This is a genomic window from Aliiroseovarius sp. PrR006, from assembly GCF_010500215.1.
Classification (GTDB): Bacteria; Pseudomonadota; Alphaproteobacteria; order Rhodobacterales; family Rhodobacteraceae; genus Aliiroseovarius.
The window spans coordinates 67,359-93,937 of sequence record NZ_JAAGOY010000004.1 but is presented as its reverse complement, the minus strand read 5'-3'; the positions used below and the strand labels follow the sequence as shown (position 1 = coordinate 93,937).

The 26,579-nt window shown below is 60.5% G+C and carries 28 protein-coding genes and 1 tRNA gene; 18 read left to right on the top strand and 11 right to left on the bottom strand.

Annotated elements, in window-relative coordinates; translation table 11 throughout:
• Positions 1–4 precede the first annotated feature (4 nt).
• Together G0Q00_RS00530 and G0Q00_RS00525 are read left to right on the top strand one after the other, a co-directional pair.
• Positions 5–739, top strand: a complete 735-nt coding sequence (locus G0Q00_RS00530; protein ID WP_163035464.1) for a hemolysin III family protein — start codon at positions 5–7, stop codon at positions 737–739.
• A gap of 241 nt (positions 740–980) precedes the next feature.
• Positions 981–2,519, top strand: a complete 1,539-nt coding sequence (locus G0Q00_RS00525) for a trimethylamine methyltransferase family protein (RefSeq protein ID WP_163035463.1) — start codon at positions 981–983, stop codon at positions 2,517–2,519.
• Between the two features lie 66 nt (positions 2,520–2,585).
• Here G0Q00_RS00525 and G0Q00_RS00520 read toward each other — a convergent pair whose 3' ends face one another.
• The 3 genes from G0Q00_RS00520 to G0Q00_RS00510 form a co-directional block, all read right to left on the bottom strand.
• Positions 2,586–4,406 carry an ABC-F family ATP-binding cassette domain-containing protein gene (locus tag G0Q00_RS00520; RefSeq protein ID WP_163035462.1) on the bottom strand — a complete coding sequence of 607 codons (1,821 nt, stop codon included), beginning with the start codon at positions 4,404–4,406 and terminating at the stop codon, positions 2,586–2,588.
• 31 nt (positions 4,407–4,437) lie between these two features.
• Positions 4,438–5,178, bottom strand: coding sequence for a GNAT family N-acetyltransferase (locus tag G0Q00_RS00515; RefSeq protein WP_163035461.1), 741 nt, complete (start codon positions 5,176–5,178; stop codon positions 4,438–4,440).
• A 172-nt stretch (positions 5,179–5,350) separates the two neighbouring features.
• The gene (locus G0Q00_RS00510; RefSeq protein WP_163035460.1) at positions 5,351–5,821 is read right to left on the bottom strand and encodes an outer membrane protein assembly factor BamE; all 471 of its coding nucleotides are present in this window, start codon (positions 5,819–5,821) and stop codon (positions 5,351–5,353) included.
• A 143-nt stretch (positions 5,822–5,964) separates the two neighbouring features.
• Here G0Q00_RS00510 and G0Q00_RS00505 point away from each other — a divergent pair, with 143 nt between their 5' ends.
• The 8 genes from G0Q00_RS00505 (at position 5,965) to G0Q00_RS00470 (ending at position 12,022) form a co-directional block, all read left to right on the top strand.
• A complete protein-coding gene (locus G0Q00_RS00505; RefSeq protein ID WP_163035459.1) occupies positions 5,965–6,561 on the top strand; it encodes a DUF177 domain-containing protein in 597 nt (198 codons plus the stop codon).
• Between the two features lie 245 nt (positions 6,562–6,806).
• Complete coding sequence (gene rpmF / locus G0Q00_RS00500) at positions 6,807–7,016, top strand: 50S ribosomal protein L32 (protein WP_108856658.1); 210 nt, start codon at positions 6,807–6,809, stop codon at positions 7,014–7,016.
• Positions 7,017–7,072: 56 nt separating this feature from the next.
• Positions 7,073–8,161 (top strand): phosphate acyltransferase PlsX, encoded by a 1,089-nt coding sequence (gene plsX / locus G0Q00_RS00495; protein WP_163035458.1) that lies wholly within the window; start codon positions 7,073–7,075, stop codon positions 8,159–8,161.
• Complete coding sequence (locus G0Q00_RS00490) at positions 8,158–9,132, top strand: beta-ketoacyl-ACP synthase III (protein WP_163035457.1); 975 nt, start codon at positions 8,158–8,160, stop codon at positions 9,130–9,132. Before plsX ends, G0Q00_RS00490 begins: the two co-directional genes overlap by 4 nt.
• A gap of 193 nt (positions 9,133–9,325) precedes the next feature.
• Positions 9,326–9,628, top strand: coding sequence for an integration host factor subunit alpha (ihfA, locus tag G0Q00_RS00485; protein ID WP_133486348.1), 303 nt, complete (start codon positions 9,326–9,328; stop codon positions 9,626–9,628).
• Between the two features lie 62 nt (positions 9,629–9,690).
• Positions 9,691–10,686: a MerR family transcriptional regulator gene (locus G0Q00_RS15830; RefSeq protein ID WP_239058286.1), complete on the top strand. Its 996-nt coding sequence runs from the start codon at positions 9,691–9,693 to the stop codon at positions 10,684–10,686.
• A 100-nt stretch (positions 10,687–10,786) separates the two neighbouring features.
• Positions 10,787–10,863 (top strand) — tRNA-Pro (locus tag G0Q00_RS00475).
• An 85-nt stretch (positions 10,864–10,948) separates the two neighbouring features.
• Complete coding sequence (locus G0Q00_RS00470) at positions 10,949–12,022, top strand: 2'-deoxycytidine 5'-triphosphate deaminase (RefSeq protein ID WP_163035456.1); 1,074 nt, start codon at positions 10,949–10,951, stop codon at positions 12,020–12,022.
• Between the two features lie 41 nt (positions 12,023–12,063).
• On the opposite strand, the gene G0Q00_RS00465 is transcribed toward G0Q00_RS00470, so the two are convergent.
• The 7 genes from G0Q00_RS00465 to G0Q00_RS00435 all read right to left on the bottom strand — a co-directional run bounded on the left by G0Q00_RS00465 (position 12,064) and on the right by G0Q00_RS00435 (position 19,233).
• Positions 12,064–12,273, bottom strand: a complete 210-nt coding sequence (locus G0Q00_RS00465) for a hypothetical protein (protein WP_163035455.1) — start codon at positions 12,271–12,273, stop codon at positions 12,064–12,066.
• Positions 12,274–12,277: 4 nt separating this feature from the next.
• Positions 12,278–12,958 (bottom strand): SMC-Scp complex subunit ScpB, encoded by a 681-nt coding sequence (scpB, locus tag G0Q00_RS00460; protein ID WP_163035454.1) that lies wholly within the window; start codon positions 12,956–12,958, stop codon positions 12,278–12,280.
• Positions 12,948–13,742, bottom strand: coding sequence for a ScpA family protein (locus G0Q00_RS00455; RefSeq protein WP_163035453.1), 795 nt, complete (start codon positions 13,740–13,742; stop codon positions 12,948–12,950). The genes scpB and G0Q00_RS00455 overlap by 11 nt, the downstream gene beginning before the upstream one ends.
• A complete protein-coding gene (locus G0Q00_RS00450; protein WP_163035452.1) occupies positions 13,729–14,760 on the bottom strand; it encodes a glycoside hydrolase family 3 protein in 1,032 nt (343 codons plus the stop codon). Before G0Q00_RS00450 ends, G0Q00_RS00455 begins: the two co-directional genes overlap by 14 nt.
• A 2-nt stretch (positions 14,761–14,762) precedes the next feature.
• Positions 14,763–15,950, bottom strand: coding sequence for an SPOR domain-containing protein (locus tag G0Q00_RS00445; protein ID WP_239058285.1), 1,188 nt, complete (start codon positions 15,948–15,950; stop codon positions 14,763–14,765).
• 103 nt (positions 15,951–16,053) lie between these two features.
• A complete protein-coding gene (gene argS, locus G0Q00_RS00440) occupies positions 16,054–17,775 on the bottom strand; it encodes an arginine--tRNA ligase (RefSeq protein ID WP_163035451.1) in 1,722 nt (573 codons plus the stop codon).
• Between the two features lie 315 nt (positions 17,776–18,090).
• A complete protein-coding gene (locus G0Q00_RS00435) occupies positions 18,091–19,233 on the bottom strand; it encodes a deoxyguanosinetriphosphate triphosphohydrolase (protein WP_163035450.1) in 1,143 nt (380 codons plus the stop codon).
• A gap of 139 nt (positions 19,234–19,372) precedes the next feature.
• Here G0Q00_RS00435 and G0Q00_RS00430 point away from each other — a divergent pair, with 139 nt between their 5' ends.
• On the top strand, positions 19,373–19,696 hold the full coding sequence (locus tag G0Q00_RS00430) for an iron-sulfur cluster assembly accessory protein (protein WP_163038196.1): 324 nt from the start codon (positions 19,373–19,375) through the stop codon (positions 19,694–19,696).
• Positions 19,697–19,700: 4 nt separating this feature from the next.
• On the opposite strand, the gene G0Q00_RS00425 is transcribed toward G0Q00_RS00430, so the two are convergent.
• Positions 19,701–20,117 (bottom strand): globin, encoded by a 417-nt coding sequence (locus G0Q00_RS00425; RefSeq protein ID WP_163035449.1) that lies wholly within the window; start codon positions 20,115–20,117, stop codon positions 19,701–19,703.
• A 141-nt stretch (positions 20,118–20,258) separates the two neighbouring features.
• On the opposite strand from G0Q00_RS00425, the gene G0Q00_RS00420 reads away from it, so the two are divergent.
• The 7 genes from G0Q00_RS00420 (at position 20,259) to G0Q00_RS00390 (ending at position 26,579) form a co-directional block, all read left to right on the top strand.
• Complete coding sequence (locus G0Q00_RS00420; protein ID WP_163035448.1) at positions 20,259–21,449, top strand: NAD(P)/FAD-dependent oxidoreductase; 1,191 nt, start codon at positions 20,259–20,261, stop codon at positions 21,447–21,449.
• 62 nt (positions 21,450–21,511) lie between these two features.
• Positions 21,512–22,291, top strand: coding sequence for an exodeoxyribonuclease III (xth, locus tag G0Q00_RS00415; RefSeq protein ID WP_163035447.1), 780 nt, complete (start codon positions 21,512–21,514; stop codon positions 22,289–22,291).
• Between the two features lie 9 nt (positions 22,292–22,300).
• On the top strand, positions 22,301–23,239 hold the full coding sequence (locus tag G0Q00_RS00410) for a nucleoside hydrolase (RefSeq protein ID WP_163035446.1): 939 nt from the start codon (positions 22,301–22,303) through the stop codon (positions 23,237–23,239).
• A complete protein-coding gene (locus G0Q00_RS00405) occupies positions 23,236–23,682 on the top strand; it encodes an N-acetyltransferase (protein ID WP_163035445.1) in 447 nt (148 codons plus the stop codon). The genes G0Q00_RS00410 and G0Q00_RS00405 overlap by 4 nt, the downstream gene beginning before the upstream one ends.
• A gap of 24 nt (positions 23,683–23,706) precedes the next feature.
• Positions 23,707–24,390: an endonuclease/exonuclease/phosphatase family protein gene (locus G0Q00_RS00400; protein WP_163035444.1), complete on the top strand. Its 684-nt coding sequence runs from the start codon at positions 23,707–23,709 to the stop codon at positions 24,388–24,390.
• A gap of 90 nt (positions 24,391–24,480) precedes the next feature.
• Positions 24,481–25,743, top strand: coding sequence for a sodium:proton antiporter (locus tag G0Q00_RS00395; RefSeq protein ID WP_163035443.1), 1,263 nt, complete (start codon positions 24,481–24,483; stop codon positions 25,741–25,743).
• On the top strand, positions 25,743–26,579 hold the full coding sequence (locus G0Q00_RS00390) for a PhzF family phenazine biosynthesis protein (RefSeq protein WP_163035442.1): 837 nt from the start codon (positions 25,743–25,745) through the stop codon (positions 26,577–26,579). The genes G0Q00_RS00395 and G0Q00_RS00390 overlap by 1 nt, the downstream gene beginning before the upstream one ends.

Sequence of the window (26,579 nt, the reverse complement as noted above, 5' to 3'; positions counted from 1 at the left end):
TCACATGGATGATTTCCGTGAACATTTTCTGGGCCGCTACACTGAAAACCTGTCGGACAGCTGCAGCGCCCATCACACTGACACTCTGCCCAACCGGCACCATTTCGGGCAGCATTTCACCTTTCGCGAATATGTAGCTGATGGGGTTGTGCATGGGCTGGGCGTGATCGCCGCGTTGATCGGTTCGATCACCTTGATCCTGTGGGCAACTGGCGATGCGCCCATGGGGCATCTGCCGCCGCTCTTGGTCTATGGGATCGGGATGGTTGCAAGTTTTGGCCTTTCCGCCGCTTATAACATGACCCTACACAGCTCTGCCCGTTCCGTTCTTCGCCGCTTTGATCATGCGGCGATTTTTCTTTTTATCGCCGCTACCTATACGCCCATCGCTCTGATCGGGATCGGTGGCACCACGGGCGTGGCTTGGGCCGCGTTGATCTGGACCGTGGCGCTGTTTGGGATGACGCTGAAGCTTTTCTTCCTGTGTCGGTTCGAACGCACAGGTTTCATGTTGACCCTGATGCTGGGTTGGATGGGCGTCTTGATGATTGGCCCGCTTCTGGCCAGCGTCAGCCTTGGGGTGCTGGTCCTTCTGGTGATTGGCGGGTTCCTGTTCACCATCGGCACGCTGTTTCACCTGCGCGACCACTTGCCCTTCAACCGGGCGATCTGGCATGTGCATGTGCTTCTGGGCGCCGCAGCGCACTATGCTGCTGTGGTGATGGTGGCGTGGTCCTGAGCCGCTTTGCAAGGCCCCAAAGCATACAGAAAGCGTCACGTTGAATGACGCAAACGGGCTAGAATCCTCGGTCGGCGTCTTCAATAGTTAACCTGTGGAGGAACCTTATGGACCGGTTGGATTGGAAAATTTCGATCGTCGTGCGCACCATTGGCGCCGAACGCGGCCGTGCTGCGCGTGGTCGCCCCTGCTGATGTCATTTCCCAGAAATTGATAAGACAGCAGGAAGGACATCCCACATATGACAGCAAGAACTTCACGCCGCTCGGGTGGCCGTCAGGCCCGCCAAGCGCTTCGCGCAGCCCCGTTGGCCAAAGATTCGCGCCCCGTACGTGCAGGCCTTGAAGGCGGCGCCTATAAGCCTCTGACCCAAGCAGGCATGGAACGCATTCACCAAGCCGCACTGGACGCGTTAGAGCAAATCGGTCTGGCCGACGCCCCGCCGTCCGGCGTCGAAATCATGACCCGCGCAGGTGCCATTTTGGGCGACGACGGCCGCCTGCGGTTTCCCCGTGCCTTGGTCGAAGACATGCTGGCCAAGGCCGCGAAGAATATCACCCTGCATGGGCGCGATCCGCAGCATGACTTGAACCTATCGGGCAACCGAGTGCATTACGGCACCGCCGGGGCCGCAGTACATATGGTCGATGTCGACGGGCGCGAGTACCGTGACAGCACCGTGCAAGACCTGCATGACGCGGCCCGCATTGCGGATCAGTTGGACAACATCCACTTCCTGCAGCGCCCGATGGTGTGCCGCGACATTCCCGACAATCGCGAGATGGACCTGAATTCGATCTACGCCTGTGTGGCAGGGACGACCAAGCACATTGGCACCTCGTTCACCGAGCCGGATTTCGTTGATGACGGGATTGAGCTTCTGCACATGATGGCTGGCGGCGAAGACAAGTGGCGCGCGCGTCCTTTCGTGTCGAACTCGAACTGTTTTGTCGTACCGCCGATGAAGTTCGCCACCGAAAGCTGCGAAGTAATGGAGAAGGTCATCGCCGCGGGCATGCCGGTTCTGTTGTTGTCTGCAGGCATGGCCACCGCAACTGCTCCGCCTACGCTGGCAGGCACGATCGTTCAAGCCGTGGCAGAATGTCTGGCAGGGGTTGTCTATGTGAACGCGATCAAACCGGGGCATCCAGCGATCTTTGGCACCTGGCCCTTCGTGGTCGATCTGCGGTCTGGCGCGATGTCGGGCGGATCGGGCGAGCAGGCTTTGCTTGCCGCTGGGTGCGCGCAGATGCACCAGTTCTATGGTCTTCCCGGCGGTGCGGCCTCTGGTTTTTCGGACGCGAAGCTGCCTGACATGCAAGCCGGGTGGGAGCAGATGTGCTCGAACGTGATGGCGGGTCTTTCGGGGTTGAACATGGTGTACGAAGCCGCGGGCATGCACGCATCTCTGCTGGGCTTCTGCCATGAAAGCCTGATCATTGGAGATGACATCATCGGGCAGGCTTTGCGCTGCGTGCGCGGGATCGAAGTGACCGAGGATGCGTTGGACTTGGACCTGATGCGGTCTGTCTGTCTGGACGGTCCAGGGCATTATCTGGGCGCGGACCAAACGCTAAGCCTGATGCAGACGGAATATGCCTATCCTGCACTGGGGGACCGCACGTCGCCCAAGGAATGGGCCGAGGTCGGCAAACCTGATCTGGTACAGGCGGCCAAGGCGCGGAAAGAGGCCATTCTGGCCGAAACGTCGCGTGCGCATCTGGATCCGGTGGTGGATGCGGCGATCCGCGCGCGGTTCAACATCCACCTGCCGAAATAAGCACGGTCAGGACCGGGGGTTTTGCACCCCCGGACCCCCGCAGGATATTTTCAGCAAGAAAATGCGTTAGCTGGCCGCTTCGGCTTTTTCTTCGAGTTCCAGCCATTCTTCCTCGGCGGCGGCGAGTTTCTGTTGACGCTCGGCCAGACCTTCCGAGGCTTTCTTGAACTTCACCGGCTCCTTGGTGAATAGGTCCGGGTCCATCAGGAACTCTTCCAGTTTGGCGATCTCGGCCATCAGGCGGTCCATTTCGCCGGGTAGCGCTTCCAGCCGGTGTTTTTCGGTAAAACTGAGGCCGGAAGTGGTCTGCTTTTCCTTCGGCTTGTCTTTGTGGGCCGGTTTGGGCTTCTCAGACTTTTGTGCAGCCGGTGCATCAACGTCCTGACGTTGCGCGCGGTAGTCTGACCAGCCACCGGCATAGGCGGTGGCGATGCCGTCACCTTCCATCGCAATCGTGCGCTCGGCCACACGGTCCAGGAAGTCACGGTCGTGGCTGACGACCAGAACTGTCCCGTCAAAGCCCGAGATCAGTTCTTGCAACAGGTCGAGCGTTTCTACATCCAGATCGTTGGTCGGCTCATCAAGCACCAGAAGGTTCGATTGCCGCGCCATGATACGGGCGAGGATCAGGCGTGCTTTTTCGCCGCCGGACAGCGAGCGCACCGGCGCGCGGGCCTGTTCGTCCGAGAACAAGAATTCTTTCAGGTAGCCCACCACATGTTTCGGGTTGCCACGCACCATAACCTGATCGGATTTACCCGAGATGCTCATTTCTGGGTCCGAGGTCAGGTTCTCCCACAGGCTGGCGTTCTCATCCAACGTCGAACGATTTTGGTCAAAGACCGCCATCTCGAGCCCGGTGCCGTGCGAGACGCTGCCCGTGTCCGGTTCTTCCTGACCGGTCAGCATCTTCAGAAGCGTGGTTTTGCCCGCGCCGTTGGGGCCGACAAAGGCGATGGTTTCGCCACGCATGACGCGCAGATCGAACGGCTTCAGGATCACCTTGTCGCCGTAAATCTTTGAAATCCCCTTGGCCTCGATCACTTTGCGGCCAGATTTCGGGCCGGCCTCGAGCGCCATTTCGGCGGCGCCTTGCCGTTTGATCTGCGAGGCGCGTTCGTCTTTTAGGGCATACAATGCGCGCAGGCGACCTTGGTTGCGCTTGCGCCGGGCCGAGATGCCTTCGACGGCCCAGCGGGCCTCGGATTTAATCTTGCGGTTCAGCTTGTGGCGATTCAGGTCTTCCTCTTCCCAGACCTTGTCGCGCCATGCTTCGAAATGCTCGAAGCCTTTCTCTTGTCGGCGCACCTGCCCCCGGTCGACCCAGAGCGTCGCACGGGTGAGCGCGCGCAGGAAGGCGCGGTCGTGGCTGATCAGAACAAAGCCCGCGCGGGTCTGTTTCAGTTCGTTTTCCAGCCATTCGATGGCCTGGATGTCCAAGTGGTTGGTGGGTTCGTCCAGCAGCATCAGCTCGGGCGCTTCGGCCAGCAGTTTGGCCAGCGCAGCGCGGCGGCGTTCGCCCCCGGATGCGGTCGCGACCGGCGTGTCGAGCTTCATTTTCAGCCCTTCGGCGACACGCTCGACCAGATAATCATGTCCCGGCTCAAGGCCGGAGGCCGCGAACTCGCCCAGCGTTTCAAAGGCGGACAGGTCTGGGTGCTGGTCCATATAACCCACCGTGACGCCCGGTGACAGAACGCGGGTGCCCGTATCGGGTTCGACCATCCCAGCCATCATCTTCATCAAGGTCGACTTGCCCGAGCCGTTGCGCCCAACCAGCGCCACGCGGTCGCCGGGCTGCACCACAAGGTCCAGACCATCAAAGATAGGGTCACCGCCGAAAGTCAGGGCGATATCGTTCATCTGCAAAAGGGGTATACGTGCCATAGGGCCGGGTTACGGGCTTGCGCCTTTGGGGTCAAGCGGGCGCAGCAACCGCGCGCAAAAGTCGTGCCCGTGCTGGCGGGACCGAGGCGATCTCGACCCCGGTGAACACATGCAGCGTGTTCAGGTCATGATCCACCACCGCATGATCCGACACCCAGCCGCCCATCATAAGATAGGTACGCAGAAGCGGCGGCAGGCCCAGCATGGCGCGTTTGGCGTCAGGGGTGCGGCGCAGGCGTTGCGCAAAGCGAAACACCTTGGGGGCTTTGACACGCGGCAGCCAGCGTTTCGGGGCGATATGGCGGTCACGAAGCAGCGCGAACGTGTCCAGATAGCGTGCCTCGTCCGTGCCCTGAAACGACGAACAGCCGAACATCAGCCCGATGTTTTCCTGATCCACATAATGCGTCATCGCCCCCCATGCGACGCGCAGGATATCTGCGCCGTCTTGGGCGTCGGGATCAATGCAAAAGCGCCCCATCTCGATCATCGGGCTTGCGTAGTCGCGCAAGGCCGACAGCTCGTAGAACTGGGCGGAATAGCTGTCGCCAATTGACGCGCCGTCTGGGAAGGGCATCAGACGGAAACAGGCGACCAGTTTACCTGTAGCAACGTCTTCAACCAGCATATGACGGCAAATATCGTCATAGGGATCCGCATCCAACCCCTCGCCTCCGCGAAAGCACCGGTGGCGCAAGGTTTGGGCGGCCAGAATATCGGCCTGCGTTTCATTGAACCGCGCCCGAAAACGAGGTGTCGTCCCTTTCGGCATCTGGTGCCTCCGCTTTTTGCACGAACGCCTTCCCGTTCATATGCGCATGCGCCCTTCTGCCAACAAGATATGACAGGCAAGTGACGTGGCGAAAGCGAAAGCTGCGCGCCCTGCCCCAAAAATGAAAAAGGCGCCGGAGGTCCGACGCCAATTTGCAAGCTTTCAGGCAGGCTTAGCCGCCAAGCTGTTCTGCCACATTGATTCGGCCAAACGAACCGAAGAGCTGACGCAGGAAGCTAACGCCCTTGATGTTGCTTTCGGTCACACGACGCTCAAGCACGATGACCTGCCCGTCTTCCAGCCCGAAACGCTCGATATTCTCGACGCGCCCCTTGCTATCGAAGCTGATCGCCAGAACTTCGCGGTCGATCTCTTTCGGGGCGTTGTAAAGGTAGTGCTCGAAGCGTGAGCGAACGTAGTAAAACCCGCTGTCAGCCAGCAAACCCGAGGTCCCCGGCTTCCCGATTGCCTCGGTCACGGATTCGCGGGTGTCCTTTCCAACCACCAGAAGATCCACATCTTCTTGCACCGGCATATAGCCATGATTGCGGTAGGTCGCGGAACAGGCCGTCAAGGCGATGGCAAGCGTGATGGCGACAGCAACTTGGCCGACGCGTTTCACCCTATCCGAAAGATAAGACATATGCTCCCCTTGCGTTCTTCCCTTGCTTCTGGGTATCGGCTTATCTCAGGAATGGCTTTGGTTCAAGAAACGATACGGGTCTTGTATCCAGAGGTGAGGGTTCCCACCATATACCGCGCAACTCAATGTCAGGAGACACCGCCATGAGCACCGATACGCCCCAGTCCGGCCAAGACGCGCCCGTGTATCAGCACGTGTTGCGGGTGGCGGATCTGCCGACCAGTGTGGAAACCCCGTTCGAGCTGATCCCGACGGCGGCGGAATGCAAGGCGATTGCTGCGGATTTGGGCCTGCCTGCCCTGCGCAAGGTCCGGTTCAAGGGCACGTTGACCGCACGTGGCAAGAGGGACTGGCAGTTGAAAGCACAACTGGGCGCAACCGTGGTTCAAGAGTGTGTCGTGACGCTGGATCCCGTCACCACGCGGATCGAGGAACCCGTCAGCCGCCGCTGGGTGCGCGACCTGCCCGAGCTTGAGGCCGGGGACGAGGTCGAGATGCCGGATGACGAAACGCTAGAACAGCTTGGGCCCGAGATTGATCTGGGCGAGGTGATGACCGAATCCCTTGCGCTAGCTTTGCCGCTGTTTCCGCGTGCCAATGGGGCCGAACTGGATCAAACCAACTTTGCCGCTCCGGGCGTTGCCCCGATGCGCGATGAGGACGCCAGACCTTTTGCAGGTCTGTCGGCCCTGCGTGATCAACTGGCAGGCAAAAGCGACTCGGACGACGACGCCAAATAGGCCAAACTTGGGCGCATCGCGCGAAAACACCCCCGAAAAACCGACGTTTTCGGGGGAATCGGCGCAATCTTCACTTGCAAGAAAGAAGAATCCCAGTATTTTCCCGGCTTCTTCCACAAGATGGGTTGGACAGCGCCCCGCAAACAGCGTATGAGGCGCCAGACTCAGACACGAGGATAAGCAGGCTTCCCCGAAGCCTAAAGAATTCACCGGGCCATGTGCCCCCAAAATCAAAGGTTGAGACCATGGCCGTCCAACAGAACAAAGTATCCAAGTCGCGCCGCAACAATCGCCGCGCACATGACGCACTGGTTGCTGCGAACCCGAACGAATGTTCGAACTGCGGCGAGCTGAAGCGCCCCCACCACGTGTGCCCGTCCTGCGGTCACTATGACGACCGTGAAGTTGTTGCCATGGCCGACGAAATCGACCTGGACGACGAGGACGCGGCGTAAGGCACTTGCCCCGCGCGGGTGAGCATGTCAGAAAATCCCCGAGCATGGGATAAAGAATGACAATGAACGCCCCCAAACGCACAATCGTATCGGTCGACGCCATGGGCGGAGATCTTGGACCGGCAGCCGTGGTTGCCGGTCTTGCGCTGTCTGCTGATAAGAACCCGAACATCGGGTTCATTCTGCATGGCAACAAACCCGAACTTGAAAAGCTGGTCGCCCGGACAAAAGATCTGGCCGAGGTCTGTGACATTCGCCACGCCGACGAGGTCGTGACGATGGACGCCAAGCCCAGCTTTGTGATGCGCAATGGTCAGAACACCTCGATGTGGTCGACCATTGACGCGGTGCGCAACGGCGAGGCCGACGTGGCCGTCAGCTGCGGCAACACCGGCGCCTTGATGCTTCTGTCGATGGTGCGTCTGCGCAAGCTGCCCGGCGTCAACCGCCCTGCCATTGCCTGCCTCTGGCCCTCGCGCAATCCGGCGGGCTTCAACGTGATGCTGGATGTGGGCGCGGATATCCGGGCCGATGACACCGACCTTCTGCAATATGCCATGATGGGCGCATCCTATGCCCGCAACGGGCTTGGTCTTGAACGTCCCCGCGTTGGCCTTCTGAATGTTGGCACCGAAGAACACAAAGGTCGGGCTGAACTGAAAAGCGCAAATGAGCTGATCGCAGAGGCCGCGGATCGTGCCAATATCGATTATGTTGGCTTTATCGAAGGCGGCGATATCCCCTCGGACCGCGTGGATGTGATTGTCACCGATGGCTTCACCGGCAACGTCGCCCTGAAAACCGCCGAGGGCACGGCCAGCCTTGTCTCGGGCCTGTTGCGCGACGCATTCAATGCGACGATTTTGTCGAAGATCTCGGCGCTGTTGTCGCTGACCGCGCTACGACGCCTCAGCAAACGCGTGGACCCCCGCCGCAACAATGGCGGTGTGTTCCTTGGCCTGAACGGCACCGTGGTCAAAAGTCACGGATCGGCTGATGCGACAGGCATGTCAGCCGCCGTGAAATTGGCCTTCCGCTTGGCCGAAAGCGGCTTCAATCAGAAGCTTGCGGCCCGGGTTGCATCCGCCGGCACGCCAAGCCAAGATCAAAAAACACAAAAACCGGAAGGTGAGCAGCCAGAATGACACTTCGCGCCGTGGTCAAAGGCGTCGGGCACTATCTGCCCGAACGCGTGGTTCCGAACTCGTATTTCGAAGACATCGTAGACACATCGGACGAATGGATTCGCACCCGGTCGGGGATCGAGCGCCGCCATTTTGCTGCGGAAGACGAAACGACCTCGAAAATGGGCGCAAACGCTGCGCGTATGGCCCTTGCTGATGCAGGGCTGGAACCTGATGACATTGACGCCATCGTGCTGGCGACCTCGACCGCCGACCTGACCTTTCCGTCAGCGGCCACGATGGTGCAGAACGAACTGGGCATGACGCGCGGTTTTGCTTTTGACGTGCAGGCTGTCTGCGCAGGCTTTGTGTTTGCCCTGACCAACGCCAACGCCCTGATCCTATCCGGGCAGGCCAAACGCGTGCTGGTTATCGGCGCCGAGACTTTCTCGCGCATTCTGGACATGCAAGACCGCGCCACCTGTGTGCTATTCGGCGACGGCGCGGGTGCGCTGGTGCTGGAAGCCGAAGAGGGGGCCGGAGAAAACACCGATCGCGGCATCCTGTCTGCGGACCTGAATTCCGACGGACGCCTACGCGAGATGCTCTATGTGGACGGCGGCGTGTCGACCACGCAGACCTCGGGCCACCTGCGCATGCAGGGCAATCCGCTATTCCGTCAAGCGGTTGGCAAACTGGCCCAGACCGCAGAAACGGCTTTGTCCAAAGTGGGCCTGACTGACGACGACGTGAACTGGATCGTGCCCCATCAGGCCAATATCCGCATCATCCAAGGCACCGCCAAAAAGTTGGGCGTCTCGATGGACCGCGTTGTGGTTACTGTACAGGATCACGGCAACACCTCTGCCGCATCGATCCCGCTGGCCATGTCGGTGGCGCGCGCCGAAGGCAAGATCAAAGACGGTGATCTTGTGGTCGCCGAAGCCATTGGCGGTGGTCTTGCCTGGGGTGCTGTGGTTCTGCGCTGGTAACAGCTCAGCCGCACGCATTCCGCCCCCCCAGAGCAGCCATTTCCCCCAAAATTGCGCAGGCAAGCTTCTGCTTTCGCAAGCCATTGATATTGACTCGGAATTTCAAAAATTCCATGCTCCAATCCAATATCTGATCATGCCCGGTGCCCTTGCACCGATAAAAAGGGCAATAAAAAGCATTCAGGGGGACAATATGAGTGAAAAGACTTTGACCCGCATGGACCTAAGCGAGTCCGTGTTTCGTGAGGTCGGCCTGTCGCGCAACGAAAGCGCGCAACTGGTTGAAAACGTCTTGAACCACATCTCGGACGCGTTGGTGTCTGGCCAAAGCGTCAAAATCTCATCGTTTGGAACATTCTCGGTCCGTGACAAAGCAGCCCGCGTCGGCCGCAATCCAAAGACCGGGGAAGAAGTGCCGATCCTGCCACGGCGCGTCTTGACCTTCCGCCCGTCGCATCTGATGAAAGATCGCGTTGCGGATGGAAACAAACGCTGATCAGGGTACCTGAAGGCAACCTGTAGCAACCAGAAGCCACGGATTAGAAGGCAGGCACAATCATGGACAAGAAGTCTCCGGACGCGTTTCGCACCATCAGCGAAGTGGCCGATTGGTTGGGTGTGCCCACACATGTTCTGCGGTTCTGGGAAAGCCGGTTTACCCAAGTCAAACCCGTCAAACGCGCCGGAGGGCGGCGATATTATCGCCCTGCGGATATGGAGCTTTTGGGGGGCATTCGGAAGCTTCTGCACGAAGACGGCATGACCATTCGTGGCGTGCAAAAACTGCTGCGCGAAAAAGGTGTGAAGCATGTGGCGGCCATGTCGCCCCCACTGGACAGCAACGAGATGCGCAGCTCGGACGGATCGAATGTTGTCCCGCTGACACCGCCATCAAAGACCGCCGAGGACTCGGTTCAGGCCGAGCCGCAGATCGATCGTCAAACTCCCGCCGACGACGCCCCGATGGCCGCACCGGATGACGCAGCACCAGTTGACGAAACGCCACCGACTTTGACCGACACTTCGGATGACGCGCCTGAGATCGAAGCCGTGCCTGAAGAAACAGCCGAAGACGGCCCATCGGAACCGGATCTGTTCGCCGCCGAATTCCTACAGATCGCTGAAAAGATTGAAGAAACAGAACCGGAACCTTCTGCGCCCGAACACCATGTCGAACCGACCGAGCTGGACGCCGACATCGCCGCATCGCATCCTGACGAGGACACCCTGACCTCTGTCGAGGACGAGGTGACATTCACTGACGACGACACAGCCGTGCCAGAGGTCGCCCAGCCTGTAGAACAAGACCCGGTGGCAGAGCCTGATCCCGCCCCCGAAGCCCCTGCCCCCATCGACATCTCGCATGTTGCGTCTGACGTCTCAGACGACGCCTTCACAACCGCGCCGGATGTTCTGACCAGCGAACGCCTGCGGGCGCTCCGGGCCGCAGGCAAGCCGCTGCCAGAAGATGCCCTGCGCAGCCTGACCGCACGGCTGTCCGATCTGGCAAGCCGCATGGCCCCTGCCCCGTCTGACAATGGGCAGGCAGAATGACCCTGCAAAAGGCTTGGGCAACGTCTTTGGAAAGAATGCGCATTTTCCGCTCTTTTCCCGCTTGCCCTGCCCGTGAAAATCACTATGTAAGGGCCTCAGTCGGGCTATGGCGCAGCCTGGTAGCGCGTCCGTCTGGGGGACGGAAGGTCGCAGGTTCGAGTCCTGCTAGCCCGACCAATTCAAAAAACGCCCGCCCGGCTTTCGGGCGGGTGTTTTTGTATGGACCAGGCCCCTTTACGGCCTACGGCGAAGGAGGAACGCCATGAAATCCGGAGTACTTGCCGATCATCAGATCCGGCAGATGATCACGGAAGGCGGTATTTCCGCATCCTCGCCCATCCTGAACGAACAGATCCAGCCCGCCTCGCTTGACCTGCGTCTGGGCGAAATCGCCTATCGCGTACGCGCGTCCTTCCTGCCCGGCAAAGATGCGACTGTCGCTGATCGCCTGTCGGAACTGACCATGCACGAGCTGTCGCTGACTGGCGGCGCCGTGCTGGAAAAAGGCTGCGTCTATGTGATTCCCCTGATGGAGCGGCTGAACCTGCCCGAGGGCATGACAGCCGCCGCCAGCGCCAAAAGCTCGATTGGACGGGTCGACCTAATGACCCGCGTGATCACCGATCAGGGGATCGAATTTGACCGCGTGCCCGAAGGCTATGACGGTCCGCTATATGCCGAGCTTTGCCCGCAAAGTTTCTCGGTCGTCGCCCAGCCCGGGCAGCTGTTGAACCAGATCATCTTCCGGCAGGGCAAAACGATTCTGTCCGATGATGAACTGCGCGATGTCCACGCCCGCAGCCCCATCGTCTCGGGCGAGCCGGTGATTTCCGACGGGCTTGGCTTTTCGGTCGATCTGAAACCCGCTGACGGCGATCTGGTTGGCTATCGCGCCAAGCGCCACACCGGTGTCGTGGACCTGTCGAAGCTGGCCCATTACGACCCGGCCGAGTACTGGGAAGAGGTCCGCACCACCGAGGGCCGTATCATCCTGGATCCCGGCGCGTTCTATATCCTTGTCAGCCGCGAGGCGATCGCCATCCCGCCCGATTGCGCCGCCGAAATGGCCCCCTATCTGGCGATGGTCGGCGAATTCCGCGTGCACTATGCGGGCTTCTTTGACCCCGGCTTTGGCTATGACGCAGCCGGAGGGTCAGGCTCACGCGGGGTGTTGGAAGTGCGCTGCCACGAGGCCCCGTTCGTTTTGGAACACGGACAGGTCGTGGGCCGCTTGGTCTATGAAAAGATGAGCGAAATTCCCGAAGCGCTTTATGGTGTCGACATCAAGTCGAATTATCAGGGTCAGGGGCTGAAGCTGTCAAAGCACTTTAAGTAGCTGCAGGTTCCGCGTGATGCGCGGGCTAGGCAACGCGCCAGTTAAAACAACCGCTTTCCAATCCGCATGGTCTTGCGTCCGCGCTTGGCAAGATCGCGTGCTTTCTGCGCTTCCTTTTGTTGTTCCGGGGTCATATCTTCGACCTGCCGACCTTTCCGCGCGGCAATGTCGATCCCGGTGTTCACACCTTTGTTGATCAGACGGCGCGTCACCATGCGGATGACCATGTTGATCAGCTGATTGGCATTCATAGTGTTAATCCTCGAACAGTTCGGACTGGCCTTCAGGGCTTTCATCCTCGTCATCGCTGTTGGGGCCGGGCATCGCACCGGGGGGCGGGCGGCTTTCCAAAAGCCCGGCCGAACGCAGCTCTTTCAGCCCCGGCAGGTCGCGTGCGCTTTCCAGACCGAAGTGATCCAGAAAGCCCGGCGTGACCACGAAGGTCACAGGGCGGCCCGGCGTCATGCGGCGGCGGCCAAAGCGGATCCATTCCATCTCGATTAGCTGGTCGATCGTGCCGCGACTAACCGAGACACCGCGGATCTCTTCGATCTCGGTACGTGTAACCGGTTGATGATAGGCGATAATTGCCAAGGTCTCGATCGCGGCACGTGACAGTTTACGCTGCTCGACCGTTTCCTTTTGCATCAGATAGCCAAGGTCGGGTGCCGTGCGGATTGCCCAGGCGTCGCCGACTTTGACAACGGATACGCCGCGCCCTTCATAGCGCTTGCGCAGATGGACCAATGCCTCGGCAGCGTCGCAGCCGTGGGGCATCCGCTCTTCCAGTTCTTTCACGCTGACGGCCTCGGTGGACGCAAAGAGGATAGCCTCGACCATCCGTTCCTGTTCACCCATGGGCGGGGCCTCGAACAGGCTTTCCTCGCGCGCGTCTTGCCCTTCACTGGGCGTGTCACTGATCACATCATCCGTCATGCGTTTTCCTGCGGATTTGAATGGGCGAGAACGTGTCGCCCTGTCTAAGTTCAAGCTCGCCCCGCTTGGCCATTTCCAACGTGGCGGCGAAATTTGCGGCCATGGCCGAACGGCGTTTGGCGGGCTCTACTTCCCACCCTTCGGGCAGGTACGAGGTCAGCTCGGTCCAGTCGCCCGCATAGTTGATCAGCCCGCGCATCCGATCCAGCGCCTGCTCCATCGTCATCACCGCGTCGCGGTCCATGACGAATGGCCGGAACTCGTCCTTGGTACGGATCCGGGCGTAGCCCTGCATTAGATCGAGAAGCGTGGCGGTATAGGTCACACGTCGTACGCGGGTCACATCCTCGGGCACGCCGCGGGCAAAGAAATCACGCCCCAACTGGTCGCGCGCCATCAGCTTGGCGGCGGCGTCGCGCATCCCCTGAAGGCGCTCCAGCTGGAAAGCGAGGTGAGCGGCGAGTTCCTCGCCTGACGGACCCTCTTCGGAGGGATCGGGGGGCAACAGCAGACGCGATTTCAAAAAGGCCAGCCACGCCGCCATCACAAGATAGTCGGCGGCCAGTTCGATCCGCAGATGCCGCGCCCGTTCCACGAAAGCCAGATATTGCACGGACAGTTCCAGGACCGAAATTTTACGCAGATCCACCTTTTGGGTGCGCGACAACGTCAGAAGAAGATCGAGCGGGCCTTCAAATCCCTCGACATCAACAATCAGCGCCTCGGCGGCCAACCGCTCGGACACTGACATTGCATCTTCTTGAAACTCTTCAGTCTCGCTCATCACCTGCCTGTGGTACTGTCTCACCAGTCATCAGGCTTTGAAATTCAGCGTCCAAGGCTTCAATGTCAATGGGAACGGGCGGTTTGCGCCACGAAAGCGCGGTTTGGGCACGTGAAAGCGCCTCTCCGGACAGATCTCCACAGGCATCCGCGACCTCTTCCATCTGCTCAAGCACGCCATTGCAGTGCAAGATGATGTCACAACCCGCCCGAAGCGCAGCGCGGGATCGCACCGACAAAGCACCTGACAAAGCTTTCATCGAGATGTCGTCAGTCATCAGAAGCCCGCCAAAGCCGATCTTACCCCGGATCAGCGCGATCATTTCGGGGCTTTGGGTGGCGGGCTGATCGGGGTCGATGTCTTCAAAGACGATGTGGGCGGACATGCCCAAGGGCAGCCCGGCCAGTGGCTCGAACGCCATGAAATCGGTCCAGCCAAGCTCTTTCGCCTTGGTCTTCACGCGCGGAAGCTCCAGATGCGTGTCCAGCGTGGAGCGGCCATGACCGGGGATGTGCTTGACCACCGGCAGCACACCGCCATCCAGCAAGGCCTGCGCCACGCTGGCGGCACGTTCGGCCACCTTGACCACGTCCTCGCCATAGCAGCGGTTTTGCAGGATCGGGTGGGTCTCGGCGGTGGCGATGTCGGCTAGGGGTGCGCAGTTGCCGTCGATGCCAACTGACAACAGCTCGTCCGCGATCAGGCGATAGCGAATATACAGGCTACGCACCGATGCTTTGGGATTCAGCTTGACCTGATCCAAGGCGGGCAGCCACTCACGCCAGTAAGGTGCGCCCATGCGGGCGACGCGCCCCCCTTCCTGATCAATAAAAACGGGCGCGTCCCGCCCGACGGCGCCGCGCAATTCGCTGGTCAGCGCACGCAATTGGTCTGGTGTGTCGACGTTTCGCGCGAACAAGATAAAGCCCCAAGGCTGTGCCCGTTCAAAAAAATCACGTTCAGCCCGCGAAAGCGTGGTGCCTTCGCAGCCCAGGATATATGCGCCAACGCGGGACATGGTTACCGGGTCACAACCGGGATGCAGGCGGCCTTAGAGGCCATCAGCACCGAACAGAACCGGCGCGAGTCCGCCAGATCGGCAAAGCCCATCGCACGCAGGCGATAGAAGGTTTTGCCACCGGTCTGGGCTTTCTCGATCACACGGGTTTTGCCGCCCATGTAGTCCTCGAACCGGGCCGAGAGCACATCCCACTGTTCACGGGCAACTTCGGCGCTGTCAAAGGCACCCAGTTGCACAAGACGCGTGCCCGGGGCGAGGGTCGCGGGATCGATCTCTTTCGCGACTGCGGGGGCAGACGGCGCCGGGGCCGCGACCTTTGTGTTAAGATCCGCAGGCCGGACGACCGGGCGCAGCGATGTGCTGACACCGGGGATCGAGGCCGGGATGATATTCACGCTTGGCGTCGCCAATTCTTCTACTGCGGGCGTCGAGGGCTTCGGAAGCACGGTCGCCGCAAGCGAGGCAATGACCTCGGTCGGCTCAACGTCAGTCTCACCACCCAGCAATGGGCTGTCTGCTGCGATCTGCTCGGCAATGGCCAGTGCGGCGGCAACCGGATCCACATCCGCTGCTGTCTCGGTCACGTAAGCCTGAATTGCAGCAGCGGGAAGGGACAGGTCCGTATCGGCGCGGGCGACCTCGGCCACGGACGCATCTTCGTCCGTCAGCGAGGCGGGCTCGGGCGCCAGAACAAGACGATCAGCAGGGGCCGAGGCCTCGCCTTCCGCCTGCACGGCGTTCACAGCCAGACCCTGATGGTCCGCCGACTGTCCGCCGGGATTTTCGGGCTGCACGCGCATCGGGCCTTCCAACGCACGCACGACCGGAATGCCGGTCACATCGCGCACGGCCAGCTTGTAGCCCCAGACGCCAAGACCCACGATCAGCGCCAACGACACAGCGGCACCAGCATAGTTCAAAAGCCCGCCAGCCCCGCCACCTCGCGGTGCGGTCGGTTCAGCAGGTTGGGCATAGTATCCCTGATCCGCATAGGGTGCGTCCTGATAGCCCGCATAATCGGCCTGCATTGGCGCCGGTTGCACCTCTGGGCCACCATGGGCCGGATGCACATAGGCAGACGCGCCTGCCGATGCAGAACGCATCACAGGTTCAGGGCGATGCCCATAGTCGGGATGATTTTGATACGCCGGATGCGGGGCGCCATGCCCCCAATTTGCTTCTGCCATCTTGCCTCACACCCGGTATCTCCAGGGGCTTGGCCTTTATGGCTCTTTCCACACCCTGCACCGGTCAAACTGCTCTACTCGCACTCGACCGGGGCGCATTTTGTCAGCGCATTTCCTCGGCCGGAGTGACGCCCAAAATACCCAATCCGGACGAAATGACAACGGCGACTGCGCGCGGCAGGGCAATTTTTGCCGCCGATGAGTCATTATTGCCATCTTGCAGGAAGCGCAGCTCGGGTTTGTCATTGCCGCGGTTCCACAGCGCGTGGAATTCCGAGGCCAGCTCGTACAGATAGAATGCAATCCGATGCGGTTCGTGGGTACGTGCAGCGATCTCGACCAGACGCGGCCATTCGGCCAGTTTCTTGGCCACGGCCAGCTCGGCCTCGTCCTGCAGGTTCGGCGTGTCAGACAGGGTCACGCCCTGCTCTTCCGCCTTACGCAGAACCGAGCGTACCCGCGCATGGGCGTATTGCACATAGAAGACCGGGTTGTCCTTGGACTGCTCTAGCACCTTGTCAAAATCGAAATCCAGCGGCGCGTCGTTCTTGCGCGTCAGCATTACGAAACGGGTCACGTCCGAGCCCACCTGCTCGACCACATCGCGCAGGGTGACAAAGTTGCCCGCCCGCTTGGACATCTTGAACGGCTCGCCATTCTTCCACAGCTTCACCAACTGGGTCAGTTTGACGTCTAGCGGTACTTTGCCATCAGACAGTGCCGAAACCGCCGCCTTCATCCGCTTCACATAGCCACCGTGGTCGGCACCAAAGACGTCGATCAACGCGTCAAAGCCACGCTCGACCTTATCGAAATGGTACGCAATGTCCGGCGCAAAATAGGTCCAACTGCCATCCGATTTCTTCACCGGACGATCGACGTCATCACCATGCTCGGTCGACTTGAATAGGGTCTGCTCGCGCGGTTCCCAATCCTCGGGCTTTTTGCCCTTAGGCGGCTCCAGCACGCCTTCATAGATCAGGCCCTTGTTCTGCAGCGTCTCCAGCGCGCCCTCAATCCGGCCGGTACCGTACAAAGATTTTTCCGAGAAGAAGACATCCATCTTCACGCCCAGCTGCGCCAGATCTTCGCGGATCAGGTCCATCATGGCTTCGGTGGCGAACTCCCGGATTTCAACCAGCCAGTCAGCTTCAGGCTTGCCCACATAGGCATCGCCCACCTTGCCCTTCAGCGCCTCGCCCACCGGCACCAGATAGTCGCCGGGATATGTGCCGTCTTCGAAGGCAACTTCTTGGCCGTGCGCCTCCAGATACCGCAGGTAAACCGAGCGGGCTAGCACATCGACCTGCGCGCCACCATCGTTGATATAGTATTCGCGGGTCACGTCGTAGCCGGCAAAGTCCAACAGGCTTGCCAGCGCGTCCCCAAAGACCGCGCCGCGTGTGTGACCCACATGCAGCGGACCTGTCGGGTTGGCCGAGACATATTCCACGTTGGTTTTCTGCCCAGCCCCCATGGTCGAGCGGCCATAATTCACATCCGCCAGAACACCTGCAACCAGTCCAGTCCAAACGGGCGCCGCCAGACGCAGGTTCAGGAACCCGGGCCCAGCCACTTCGGCCACGTCAATGCGCGCGTCCTCGGCCAGCTTACCTGCCAGAACCTCCGCAATGTCACGCGGCTTCATCTTGGCGGGCTTGGCCAGAACCATCGCCGCGTTCGTTGCCATATCGCCATGCGCCGCATCGCGCGGGGGTTCGACCGCCACATTGTCAAAGCTCAGCCCCTCGGGCAAAGCGCCGTCGCTGACCATCTGGGTCAGGGCATCAATCACAAGCGCGCGAATATCGGCAAACAGGTTCATCGGTCTGGTCCTTTTCTCTCAGGCGCACTCCTAAAGCGTTTCGGCATACTATTGAAACCCAATAGTATGGCGAAACGCCCGGACCTTACCAATCTCGAGGGCGTTTCGAAATCAAGCTGTGAGCCAACTTGATCCCGAAACGCTTTAGCACCCCGGCCCCAAAGGTCAAGCGATGCGAGGGCAGAACCCGCCTCCCGCGCATTTTCTTGTCACAAATATCCTGGGGTTCGAAGGCTTCCCGGAAACTGTCCGGGGGACAGTTTCGCCTGAGAACGGGCGGAGCCCATTGGCCCAAGGCCAAGAGGGGCAAAGCCCCTACCCACCCAGCCCCAATCGCGCATGCTCCTGCAGGGCGAAGCGATCCGTCATCCCGGCGATGTAGTCCGACACCAAGCGTGCCAAGGCAGTCTCGCCCTCCGCCGCTTCAATCTCGCGACACCAGTCGTCAGGCAGCTCCATCGGATGCGCCATGAAATGTCCGAACAGGTTGTCCACCACGGCAGTAACACGGGTGCGCATCTCAACCACGGATGGCGCGCGGTACATGCGGGTGAACAGGAATTTGCGGATCACTTTCAGATCGGACCACAAGGCAGGCGAGAAACGGATGACCGCGTGATCCAGCGCGCGAATATCTTCGACGGATTGCGGGTTCGCCGCTTTCAACAAGGCCTGCGAGGTGCCCAGCACATCCTCGACCATCACGCCGAAAACACGACGCAGCGCCTCGTGCCGTCGACGGCCCGCATCCAGGCCGGGATAGAGCCCATCCACTTCAGCAATCGCAGCGCCCACGATGGGCAGCGCGGCGATTTCCTCCATCGTGAACAGCCCCGCGCGCAACCCGTCATGCAAATCGTGATTGTTGTAGGCGATGTCGTCGGCCAGCGCGGCAACTTGCGCCTCGGCGCCTGCATGGGTGGACAGCTCCAGATCATGCTTGGCGTTATACTCGGCCAGCGCATAGGGAAGATCGCCAGTCACCGGGCCATTGTGCTTGGCAATCCCTTCCAGCGTCTCCCATGTCAGATTCAGCCCGTCCCACTTGGCATAGTGCCGCTCAAGCGAGGTCACGATTTTCAGCGCCTGCGCGTTGTGGTCGAACCCGCCAAAGGGGGTCATCAACTCGTCCAGCTTGTCCTCGCCCGTATGCCCAAAGGGCGTGTGGCCAAGGTCATGGGCAAGCGCGACAGCTTCAGTCAGATGAGAGTTCAGCCCCAGCGCGCCCGCGATCGTCCGCGCCACCTGTGCCACTTCGATGGAATGTGTCAGTCGCGTACGGAAGTAATCGCCCTCGTGCTCCACAAACACCTGCGTCTTATGCTTCAGCCGACGAAAGCCCGAGGAATGGATGATCCGGTCGCGATCCCGTTGATACGGCTCGCGAAATTCGCTTTCCCCTTCCGGGTACAGTCGCCCCTGGCTGCCACCGGGATGGGTTGCAAAGCTGGCAAGCATGGCTGCCCCTTTCCGCCTGTCATTTCCGGCCCCTCGCGGATGTCCCGTCCGCATGTGCCTGTCCGGGGCGTCTTGTCGCGCCCGTCAGGCCAACCTATATTGCGTTTTGCGTGAACATGAAACGGATTTCCCGATGGACCTGACCCTGCCCCCAAAAGTCACTGACCGAGCTTTCGCCCGCCTGTCCGAGATCGGCGCAAGCGCGCAAGGCAAAGCGCTGCGCGTGGCTGTCGAAGGCGGCGGCTGTTCGGGTTTTCAATACGAAATCTCGCTGGATGATCCGGCCGAGGGTGATCTTGTACTGACTGGAGGTGGTGAGCAAGTCGTGGTCGATGAGGTCTCTCTACCGTTTTTGGCCGACGCCGTGATCGACTTTACCGAAGAACTGATCGGCGCGCGCTTCGTGATCGACAACCCGAACGCCACGGCCTCTTGCGGCTGCGGCACCTCGTTCTCGATCTAAGGTGTCACGCCGCCATCAGCTCGGCCCCCAACGCCAACGCATCTAGCGCCTCGTCTGCCGCAATCTGCCAAGCATGGGCGAAATCGCCCTGCCAAGAGCTGCCCATCTGGCGTTTCAGAGTGCCGATCAGCGTGTTGGCCAGCACCTCGGCATAGTCGATGCCCAACCCGCGCATAGCCATCCTGAAACCGATCAGGCGCAGCCCTGCGATCAACGTGACTTCGCTCCCAGCAAAGCACGTCATCAGACGATAGAGCACCCGCACCTGTTCAGCGTGATCGTCGATATTACCGGGAAAGAGCACCTTCAGTTCGGGCCCACGTTGAAACAGAAGCGGGAAGAACGCACGGGCAAAGCCCTCTTCCTGACCGACCAAAAGGTCCAGACAATGTTGGCACTGCGCCCGCGTTTGGTGATCCATCGCCGTGATCCCTCTTATGGTGCTTCAGATTTGCCTCAAACTTGACGGATCTCGGTTAACAATCTCTGACTGCAATCACAGAAAATCGTCACCCCGCGCATTTTTCTTCCCCCCATCGGGCGAACACGCTAGGACCCGCGCATGAAAACGGAATGGCATACGATCATCATTGGCGCAGGCGCGGCAGGGCTGTTTGCCGCGCCCTATGCGGCCCAAGCAGGCGCCACGCTGGTCATCGACCACGCCAAGAAACCCGGCGAGAAGATCCGCATTTCCGGCGGTGGGCGCTGCAACTTCACCAATATGTATGCCGAGCCGAAGAATTTCGTGGGTCAGAACCCGCATTTCCACAAATCGGCGCTGGCCCGGTTCAGCCAGTGGGACTTTGTCGAACTGGTCGATCAGGCGGGGATTGCGTGGCACGAGAAAACGCTGGGGCAGCTCTTTTGCGACGGGAAGTCCACGCAGATTGTTCAGATGCTGACAGACTGGCTGTACAAGGCCGGGGCAGAACTGGCGCTGAACACTTCGGTCAGCGCGGTCGCAAAGACCGAAGGCGGTTTCCAGCTTGAAACGTCGCAGGGCCTGCTTACCTGCCAAAACCTGATCATCGCGACCGGCGGCAAGTCGATCCCCAAGATGGGCGCGACAGGCTTTGCCTATGATATTGCACGGCAATTCGGCCACCAGATCATCGAGACAAGCGCAGGGCTTGTCCCCTTCACCTTCCCCGACGGGCGGTTCGCCGCGCTATCCGGCGTGTCCCTGCCTGTGCGCGTCTGGAACGACCGTGCCAGCTTTGAAGAGGCGCTGTTGTTCACCCACCGCGGCCTCTCTGGCCCCGCGATCCTACAGATCTCCTCCTATTGGCAACCGGGAGAACCCGTGCATATCGACCTGACCCACGGGCTGAACCTGCGCGAGGCGCTCCGCACTCAGCGTCAGACCGAAGGGCGGCGGCAGTTGTCGACGGAACTGTCCCGTCACCTGCCCGGCAAGTTGGTCGATCACCTCGCCACAGAATGGGCAGCGCAATTCGACCTGACCCAACGGCTGGCGGACCAGTCTGACAAAGCGCTGGATGCGCTGCTGGAACAGCTGTCCGACTGGCAACTCACCCCTTCGGGCACCGAAGGCTATCGCACCGCCGAAGTGACGCTTGGCGGCGTCTCGACCGACGGGCTCGATAGCAAGTCCATGATGTCGAAATCCGTACCCGGGCTTTACTTCATCGGCGAATGCGTCGACGTCACCGGCTGGTTGGGCGGGTTCAATTTCCAATGGGCCTGGGCCAGCGCGCACGCTGCCGGGCGGCATATCGCCGAAGCCTGACCCGCGCCGCTTGCGCCCACCCGCGTTTGCCCCCACAGTGCCCCCAACAACAGGAGAGCCCCATGAAAATCGCCAGCTTCAACATCAATGGCATCAAGGCCCGTTTGCCCGCTTTGATGGGCTGGCTGGACGAGGCGCAGCCGGACGTGGCGATCTTGCAGGAAATCAAGTCTATTGACGAGAACTTCCCCCGCGAAGCTTTTGAAGACAAAGGGTATAACGTCGAAACTCACGGGCAAAAAAGCTTCAACGGCGTGGCGCTTTTGTCCAAGCTGCCGCTTGAGGATGTGACGCGCGGGCTGCCCGGCGACGACGAAGACGAACAGGCCCGTTACATCGAGGCAACCGTGGTGGGCGATCAGGCCGTGCGGATCTGCGGGCTGTACCTGCCCAACGGCAATCCGGTGCCGGGTCCGAAATACGACTATAAGCTCGCATGGATGGAGCGTCTGCGCGCCCGTGCCGAGGCGCTGTTGGCCGAGGAAACGCCTTTCCTGATGGCGGGCGATTACAACATCATTCCACAAGCCGAAGACGCCGCCCGCCCGCAGGATTGGGTGGAAGACGCGCTTTATCGCCCCGAAAGCCGCGAGGCATGGCGTAAGATCCTGAACCTTGGTCTGACCGAAGCCTTCCGCGCCCGCAACCAAGCACCCGAGCAATATTCCTTCTGGGATTTCCAGCGCGGGTCGTGGCAACGCAATGACGGCATTCGGATCGACCATTTCCTGCTGTCCCCGGAATGCGCAGATATGCTTGAGGACTGCCAGATCGACAAAGAGGTTCGCGGGCGCGAGAAGCCTTCGGATCACGTGCCAATTTGGGTGAAGTTGACCGCGTAAGGAACTGTAATGACACGCAATATTATCATCGATACAGATCCCGGGCAGGACGACGCTGTTGCCATTCTTCTGGCGCTGGCCAGCCCTGAGGATGTCGAGGTTCTGGGCATCACCGCCGTCGCTGGAAACGTGCCCTTGGAGCTGACTGCCAAGAATGCACGCATCGTGTGCGAGCTGGCGGGCAAATCCGAGACCCCAGTCTTTGCAGGCTGCGACCGTCCGCTGCGCCGCGATCTGGTGACCGCGGAATATGTGCACGGGAAAACCGGGCTGGACGGGCCAGACCTGCCCGATCCGACCATGCCCCTTCAAGACCAGAACGCGGTAGATTTCATCATCGAAACCCTACGCGCAGAACCCTCTGGCACTGTCACGCTCTGCCCGCTTGGGCCGCTCACCAACATCGCCACCGCCTTTGAACGCGCACCTGACATCATCGAGCGTGTACAAGAGATAGTCCTGATGGGCGGCGCCTATTTCGAGGTTGGAAATGTCACTCCCGCGGCCGAGTTCAACATCTATGTCGACCCGCAAGCCGCTGATATCGTGTTCACATCTGGCGTTCCACTTGTCGTGATGCCTCTGGACGTGACCCACAAGGCGCTCGTCACCAAGCCCCGCAACGACGCCTTCCGCGCTCTGCCGGGGGATGTCGGCCACGCGGTCGCCGAGATGACGGATTTCTTCGAACGGTTCGACATCCACAAATACGGATCCGAGGGCGCACCTTTGCACGACCCGACTGTGATCGCCTATCTGATCCGCCCTGACCTGTTCACCGGCCGCCACATCAATGTGCAGATCGAAACCACATCCGAGTTGACCATGGGCATGACCGTCGCCGATTGGTGGGGCGTCACCGATCACGCCCCCAACGCCATGTTCATTGGAGACCTCGATGCGGATGGTTTCTTTGCCCTTCTAACCGAAAGGATCGCCCGCCTATGAGCAGCCTGCGCCTTGCCACTCTGGACGATCTGGACCGACTTCTGCCCCTCGTGGCCGGGTTCCATGCCGAGGCCGGCATCGAACAGGATGACGCCACACGGCGTGGCGCTCTGACCCCGCTTCTAGAAGGCTCGCCCCATGGCGCAATCTGGATGATTGGCCCGCGCGTGGCCCCGGTGGGATATGTCGCGGTCAGCTTCGGCTGGTCGATCGAGTTCGGCGGCATCGACGCATTTCTGGACGAAATCTACGTCCGCGAGCGGGTGCGCGGGCGTGGCATGGGATCGGAAGCCTTGACCGCCCTGTCCCGCGCCTTATCTGGACAAGGTGTGAAAGCGATGCATCTTGAGGTCGATGCCGACAATGAACGGGCGCGTGCGCTTTATGAACGCATGGGCTTTCAGTCGCGTAACCGCTATCATCTGATGACACATCTCTTTTGACGCGCCCACGCGGGCGGCTTGGCTATGGATCTGAAACTCGCGACCTACAACATGCGCAAAGCCATTGGGCTGGACCGCAGACGTGATCCGCATCGCATTCTGCATGTACTGAACGACCTGAATGCGGATGTGTTGGTCCTGCAAGAGGCGGACCGCCGTCTTGGCCCCCGCCCCACGGCTCTGCCTTTCAAACTGATCGAGGGCGAGACGGATTTTGTGCCTGTTCCCTTCTCTTCCAACGGCCTGTCCCTTGGCAGTCACGGGAACGCGGTTCTGGTGCGCAAAGGACTGACCTTTCACGACGCGCGCACGTTAGAGCTGCCGGGGCTAGAACCACGTGGCGCAGTGTCTGTCGGGATCGAGGGCAAGATGCAGGTGATCGGCACCCATCTGGGCCTGCTGCGCCCCTATCGGCATCAGCAAATGCGCGCGTTGGCGAAGCATTTCGATCACATCGACCTACCCACCGTGATCCTTGGTGACTTCAACGAATGGTCCCCCCGGCGCGGATTCGAACCGCTCGAAGTGCATTTCGACATCCATTCCCCCGGCCGGTCTTATCATGCCTCGCGTCCGATGGCGGCGCTGGACCGGATCGCGACGTCAGAGGGCGTCGAGTTGCGGGATGCGGGCGTGGACCAGTCAAAGCTGGCACGCATCGCCTCGGATCACCTGCCGGTCTGGGCCAAGCTGCGCATCACGGACTAAGTAAATCCGTCGCAATTTCCGATGTTTGTCTATGCCTGCGCCCATGCTATGAGGCGCACAAACACGACTTTCGATTACACGGGTTCGAGAATGACTTTTCTGCAAATTGCCTCTCTTTTGATTGTTCTGGCCGGCCTTTTCGGGGCCATCAACTATCTTTTCCTGAAACTGCCCTCGGCCATCGGGATCCTCGTGGTCTCGCTGTTCGCGTCCGTTGCGATCCTTCTTCTGGACCTCGTCGCCCCCGGGCTTGGCGTTGCCGATCAGGTGCGCACGCAGGTCACCAGCATCGACTTCTCGGATGCGCTGCTAGAAGGCATGCTAGGGCTGCTTTTGTTTGCCGGCGCGCTGCACGTGAAGATCTCGGACCTGCGCCAGCAATGGCGGTTGGTTTTTCTGATGGCGACGATGGGCGTGGCGCTGTCGACTGCTGTGGTCGGCGTGGGCTTCAGCTGGATCACCGGCATGCCGATCCTGATCGCGCTGGTCTTTGGATCGCTAATCACCCCCACTGACCCAGTCGCCGTGCTGGGCGTATTGCGTGAGGCAAATCTGCAGAAGTCGCTAGAAACCAAGATCGCGGGCGAGAGTCTGTTCAACGATGGCGTGGGCTATGTGGTCTTCCTTGTTCTGGTTGGGCTGGCCTTCCCGCATCACGGCAGCCACGGTGGCGGGCACGAGGAAAGCGCGGCTATGGGCGCGGTCATTCTGTTCCTGCAAGAAGCGGTTGGCGGAGCCGTTCTGGGCGTCGCATTGGGCTGGCTCACCTTCCGCATCATGCGCTTGATTGACGATTATTCTCTTGAGGTGTTGCTGACCCTCGGCCTTGCCTTCGGGGGCTACTCGCTGGCCGTCGCCCTGCATTTCTCGGCCCCGATCATGGCGGTTTGTGCAGGCCTTCTGATCGGTGACGTAGGCGCAAAACACGGGATGAGCGAGGAGACCCGCAACTATGTCGACGCCTTCTGGAAGCTGATTGACGAGATCTTGAACGCTGTCTTGTTCCTGATGATCGGGTTCGAGGTCTTCGCCGTCGCCTTCACCATGGACGCCGTTGTTGCAGGCACCATGGCCATCGCGCTGGCGCTGGTTGCACGCCTGACCGCCGTGGCCGTGCCGGTGATACTGCTGAAGCCGTTCCGCAGCTTCTCGCGCGGGGTCATCCCCATCATGACCTGGGGCGGGCTGAAAGGCGGGATTTCCGTTGCGCTGGCCCTGTCCCTGCCCGACAGTGAGTGGAAACCGCTGATCCTGACCGCCACCTATATCGTGGTGATCTTCTCGATCATCGTGCAGGGGCTCACCGTCGCCCCGATGGCGAAACGGATCGGCCGCGAACCGGAGCTGATGTGATGCGCGACTATGCAGTCTATGATGTGTTCACCGATACGGCTTTTGGTGGCAACCAATTGGCCGTGATCCCTGATGCCGAGGGTCTGAGCGAGGCCCAGATGCAAACCATCGCGCGCGAGTTCAACTTCTCGGAAACCACCTTCGTCCTACCGCCACAGGACCCGGCCCACACCGCCCAAATCCGCATTTTCACACCGATGCGCGAGCTGCCCTTCGCGGGGCATCCGACCATTGGCACTGCGGTCATGCTGGCCGACATGGGATACGGCCCCGACATGGTGCTAGAGCTGGGCGTTGGGCCCCTGCCCGCCTATGCCGAGGCCGGTCAGGCCCGTTTCGTGACCGAGGTGCCGCTGGAGCGCAAAGGCAATCCCGAGGTCGATCTGGTCGCCCGCGCCATTGGCTGCACTCCAGATCATATCGTGAGCCAGCCCGAAATTGCCTCGCTGGGTGGGGACTTCGTCTATGCGCAACTGGACAGTCGCGACACGCTGTCGGCCTTGTCACCCAACACTGACGCCATGCGCGAAGGAACGCAGCTGTTCCCCGGCAATCACGACTTCGCGGTCTATGCCTGGGTCGAAGACACCAACGGCACATTCCACGCCCGCATGTTCGCGCCTTTGGATGGCATCCCCGAAGACCCGGCCACCGGATCCGCCGCCGCCCCGTTGGCCGCGCTTTTGTGTGCCGATCGTGGCGAAAATCAAAGCCTGACCATCCATCAGGGTTATGACATGGGACGCCCATCGCAAATCCACCTGAAGGCGGAACCGGGACGCGTCACGGTCGCCGGATCTGCCGTGCGTGTGATGTCAGGGAAGCTGATCCTGTAA

Bases quoted from the DNA above. Each gene is read 5' to 3' on its own strand.
- G0Q00_RS00530 (WP_163035464.1), top strand. From the start codon at position 5: ATGGATGATTTCCGTGAACATTTTCTGGGCCGCTACACTGAAAACCTG.
- G0Q00_RS00525 (WP_163035463.1), top strand. From the start codon at position 981: ATGACAGCAAGAACTTCACGCCGCTCGGGTGGCCGTCAGGCCCGCCAA.
- G0Q00_RS00520 (WP_163035462.1), bottom strand. From the start codon at position 4,406: ATGGCACGTATACCCCTTTTGCAGATGAACGATATCGCCCTGACTTTC.
- G0Q00_RS00515 (WP_163035461.1), bottom strand. From the start codon at position 5,178: ATGCCGAAAGGGACGACACCTCGTTTTCGGGCGCGGTTCAATGAAACG.
- G0Q00_RS00510 (WP_163035460.1), bottom strand. From the start codon at position 5,821: ATGTCTTATCTTTCGGATAGGGTGAAACGCGTCGGCCAAGTTGCTGTC.
- G0Q00_RS00505 (WP_163035459.1), top strand. From the start codon at position 5,965: ATGAGCACCGATACGCCCCAGTCCGGCCAAGACGCGCCCGTGTATCAG.
- rpmF (WP_108856658.1), top strand. From the start codon at position 6,807: ATGGCCGTCCAACAGAACAAAGTATCCAAGTCGCGCCGCAACAATCGC.
- plsX (WP_163035458.1), top strand. From the start codon at position 7,073: ATGACAATGAACGCCCCCAAACGCACAATCGTATCGGTCGACGCCATG.
- G0Q00_RS00490 (WP_163035457.1), top strand. From the start codon at position 8,158: ATGACACTTCGCGCCGTGGTCAAAGGCGTCGGGCACTATCTGCCCGAA.
- ihfA (WP_133486348.1), top strand. From the start codon at position 9,326: ATGAGTGAAAAGACTTTGACCCGCATGGACCTAAGCGAGTCCGTGTTT.
- G0Q00_RS15830 (WP_239058286.1), top strand. From the start codon at position 9,691: ATGGACAAGAAGTCTCCGGACGCGTTTCGCACCATCAGCGAAGTGGCC.
- G0Q00_RS00470 (WP_163035456.1), top strand. From the start codon at position 10,949: ATGAAATCCGGAGTACTTGCCGATCATCAGATCCGGCAGATGATCACG.
- G0Q00_RS00465 (WP_163035455.1), bottom strand. From the start codon at position 12,273: ATGAATGCCAATCAGCTGATCAACATGGTCATCCGCATGGTGACGCGC.
- scpB (WP_163035454.1), bottom strand. From the start codon at position 12,958: ATGACGGATGATGTGATCAGTGACACGCCCAGTGAAGGGCAAGACGCG.
- G0Q00_RS00455 (WP_163035453.1), bottom strand. From the start codon at position 13,742: ATGAGCGAGACTGAAGAGTTTCAAGAAGATGCAATGTCAGTGTCCGAG.
- G0Q00_RS00450 (WP_163035452.1), bottom strand. From the start codon at position 14,760: ATGTCCCGCGTTGGCGCATATATCCTGGGCTGCGAAGGCACCACGCTT.
- G0Q00_RS00445 (WP_239058285.1), bottom strand. From the start codon at position 15,950: ATGGCAGAAGCAAATTGGGGGCATGGCGCCCCGCATCCGGCGTATCAA.
- argS (WP_163035451.1), bottom strand. From the start codon at position 17,775: ATGAACCTGTTTGCCGATATTCGCGCGCTTGTGATTGATGCCCTGACC.
- G0Q00_RS00435 (WP_163035450.1), bottom strand. From the start codon at position 19,233: ATGCTTGCCAGCTTTGCAACCCATCCCGGTGGCAGCCAGGGGCGACTG.
- G0Q00_RS00425 (WP_163035449.1), bottom strand. From the start codon at position 20,117: ATGGATCACCAAACGCGGGCGCAGTGCCAACATTGTCTGGACCTTTTG.
- G0Q00_RS00420 (WP_163035448.1), top strand. From the start codon at position 20,259: ATGAAAACGGAATGGCATACGATCATCATTGGCGCAGGCGCGGCAGGG.
- xth (WP_163035447.1), top strand. From the start codon at position 21,512: ATGAAAATCGCCAGCTTCAACATCAATGGCATCAAGGCCCGTTTGCCC.
- G0Q00_RS00410 (WP_163035446.1), top strand. From the start codon at position 22,301: ATGACACGCAATATTATCATCGATACAGATCCCGGGCAGGACGACGCT.
- G0Q00_RS00405 (WP_163035445.1), top strand. From the start codon at position 23,236: ATGAGCAGCCTGCGCCTTGCCACTCTGGACGATCTGGACCGACTTCTG.
- G0Q00_RS00400 (WP_163035444.1), top strand. From the start codon at position 23,707: ATGGATCTGAAACTCGCGACCTACAACATGCGCAAAGCCATTGGGCTG.
- G0Q00_RS00395 (WP_163035443.1), top strand. From the start codon at position 24,481: ATGACTTTTCTGCAAATTGCCTCTCTTTTGATTGTTCTGGCCGGCCTT.
- G0Q00_RS00390 (WP_163035442.1), top strand. From the start codon at position 25,743: ATGCGCGACTATGCAGTCTATGATGTGTTCACCGATACGGCTTTTGGT.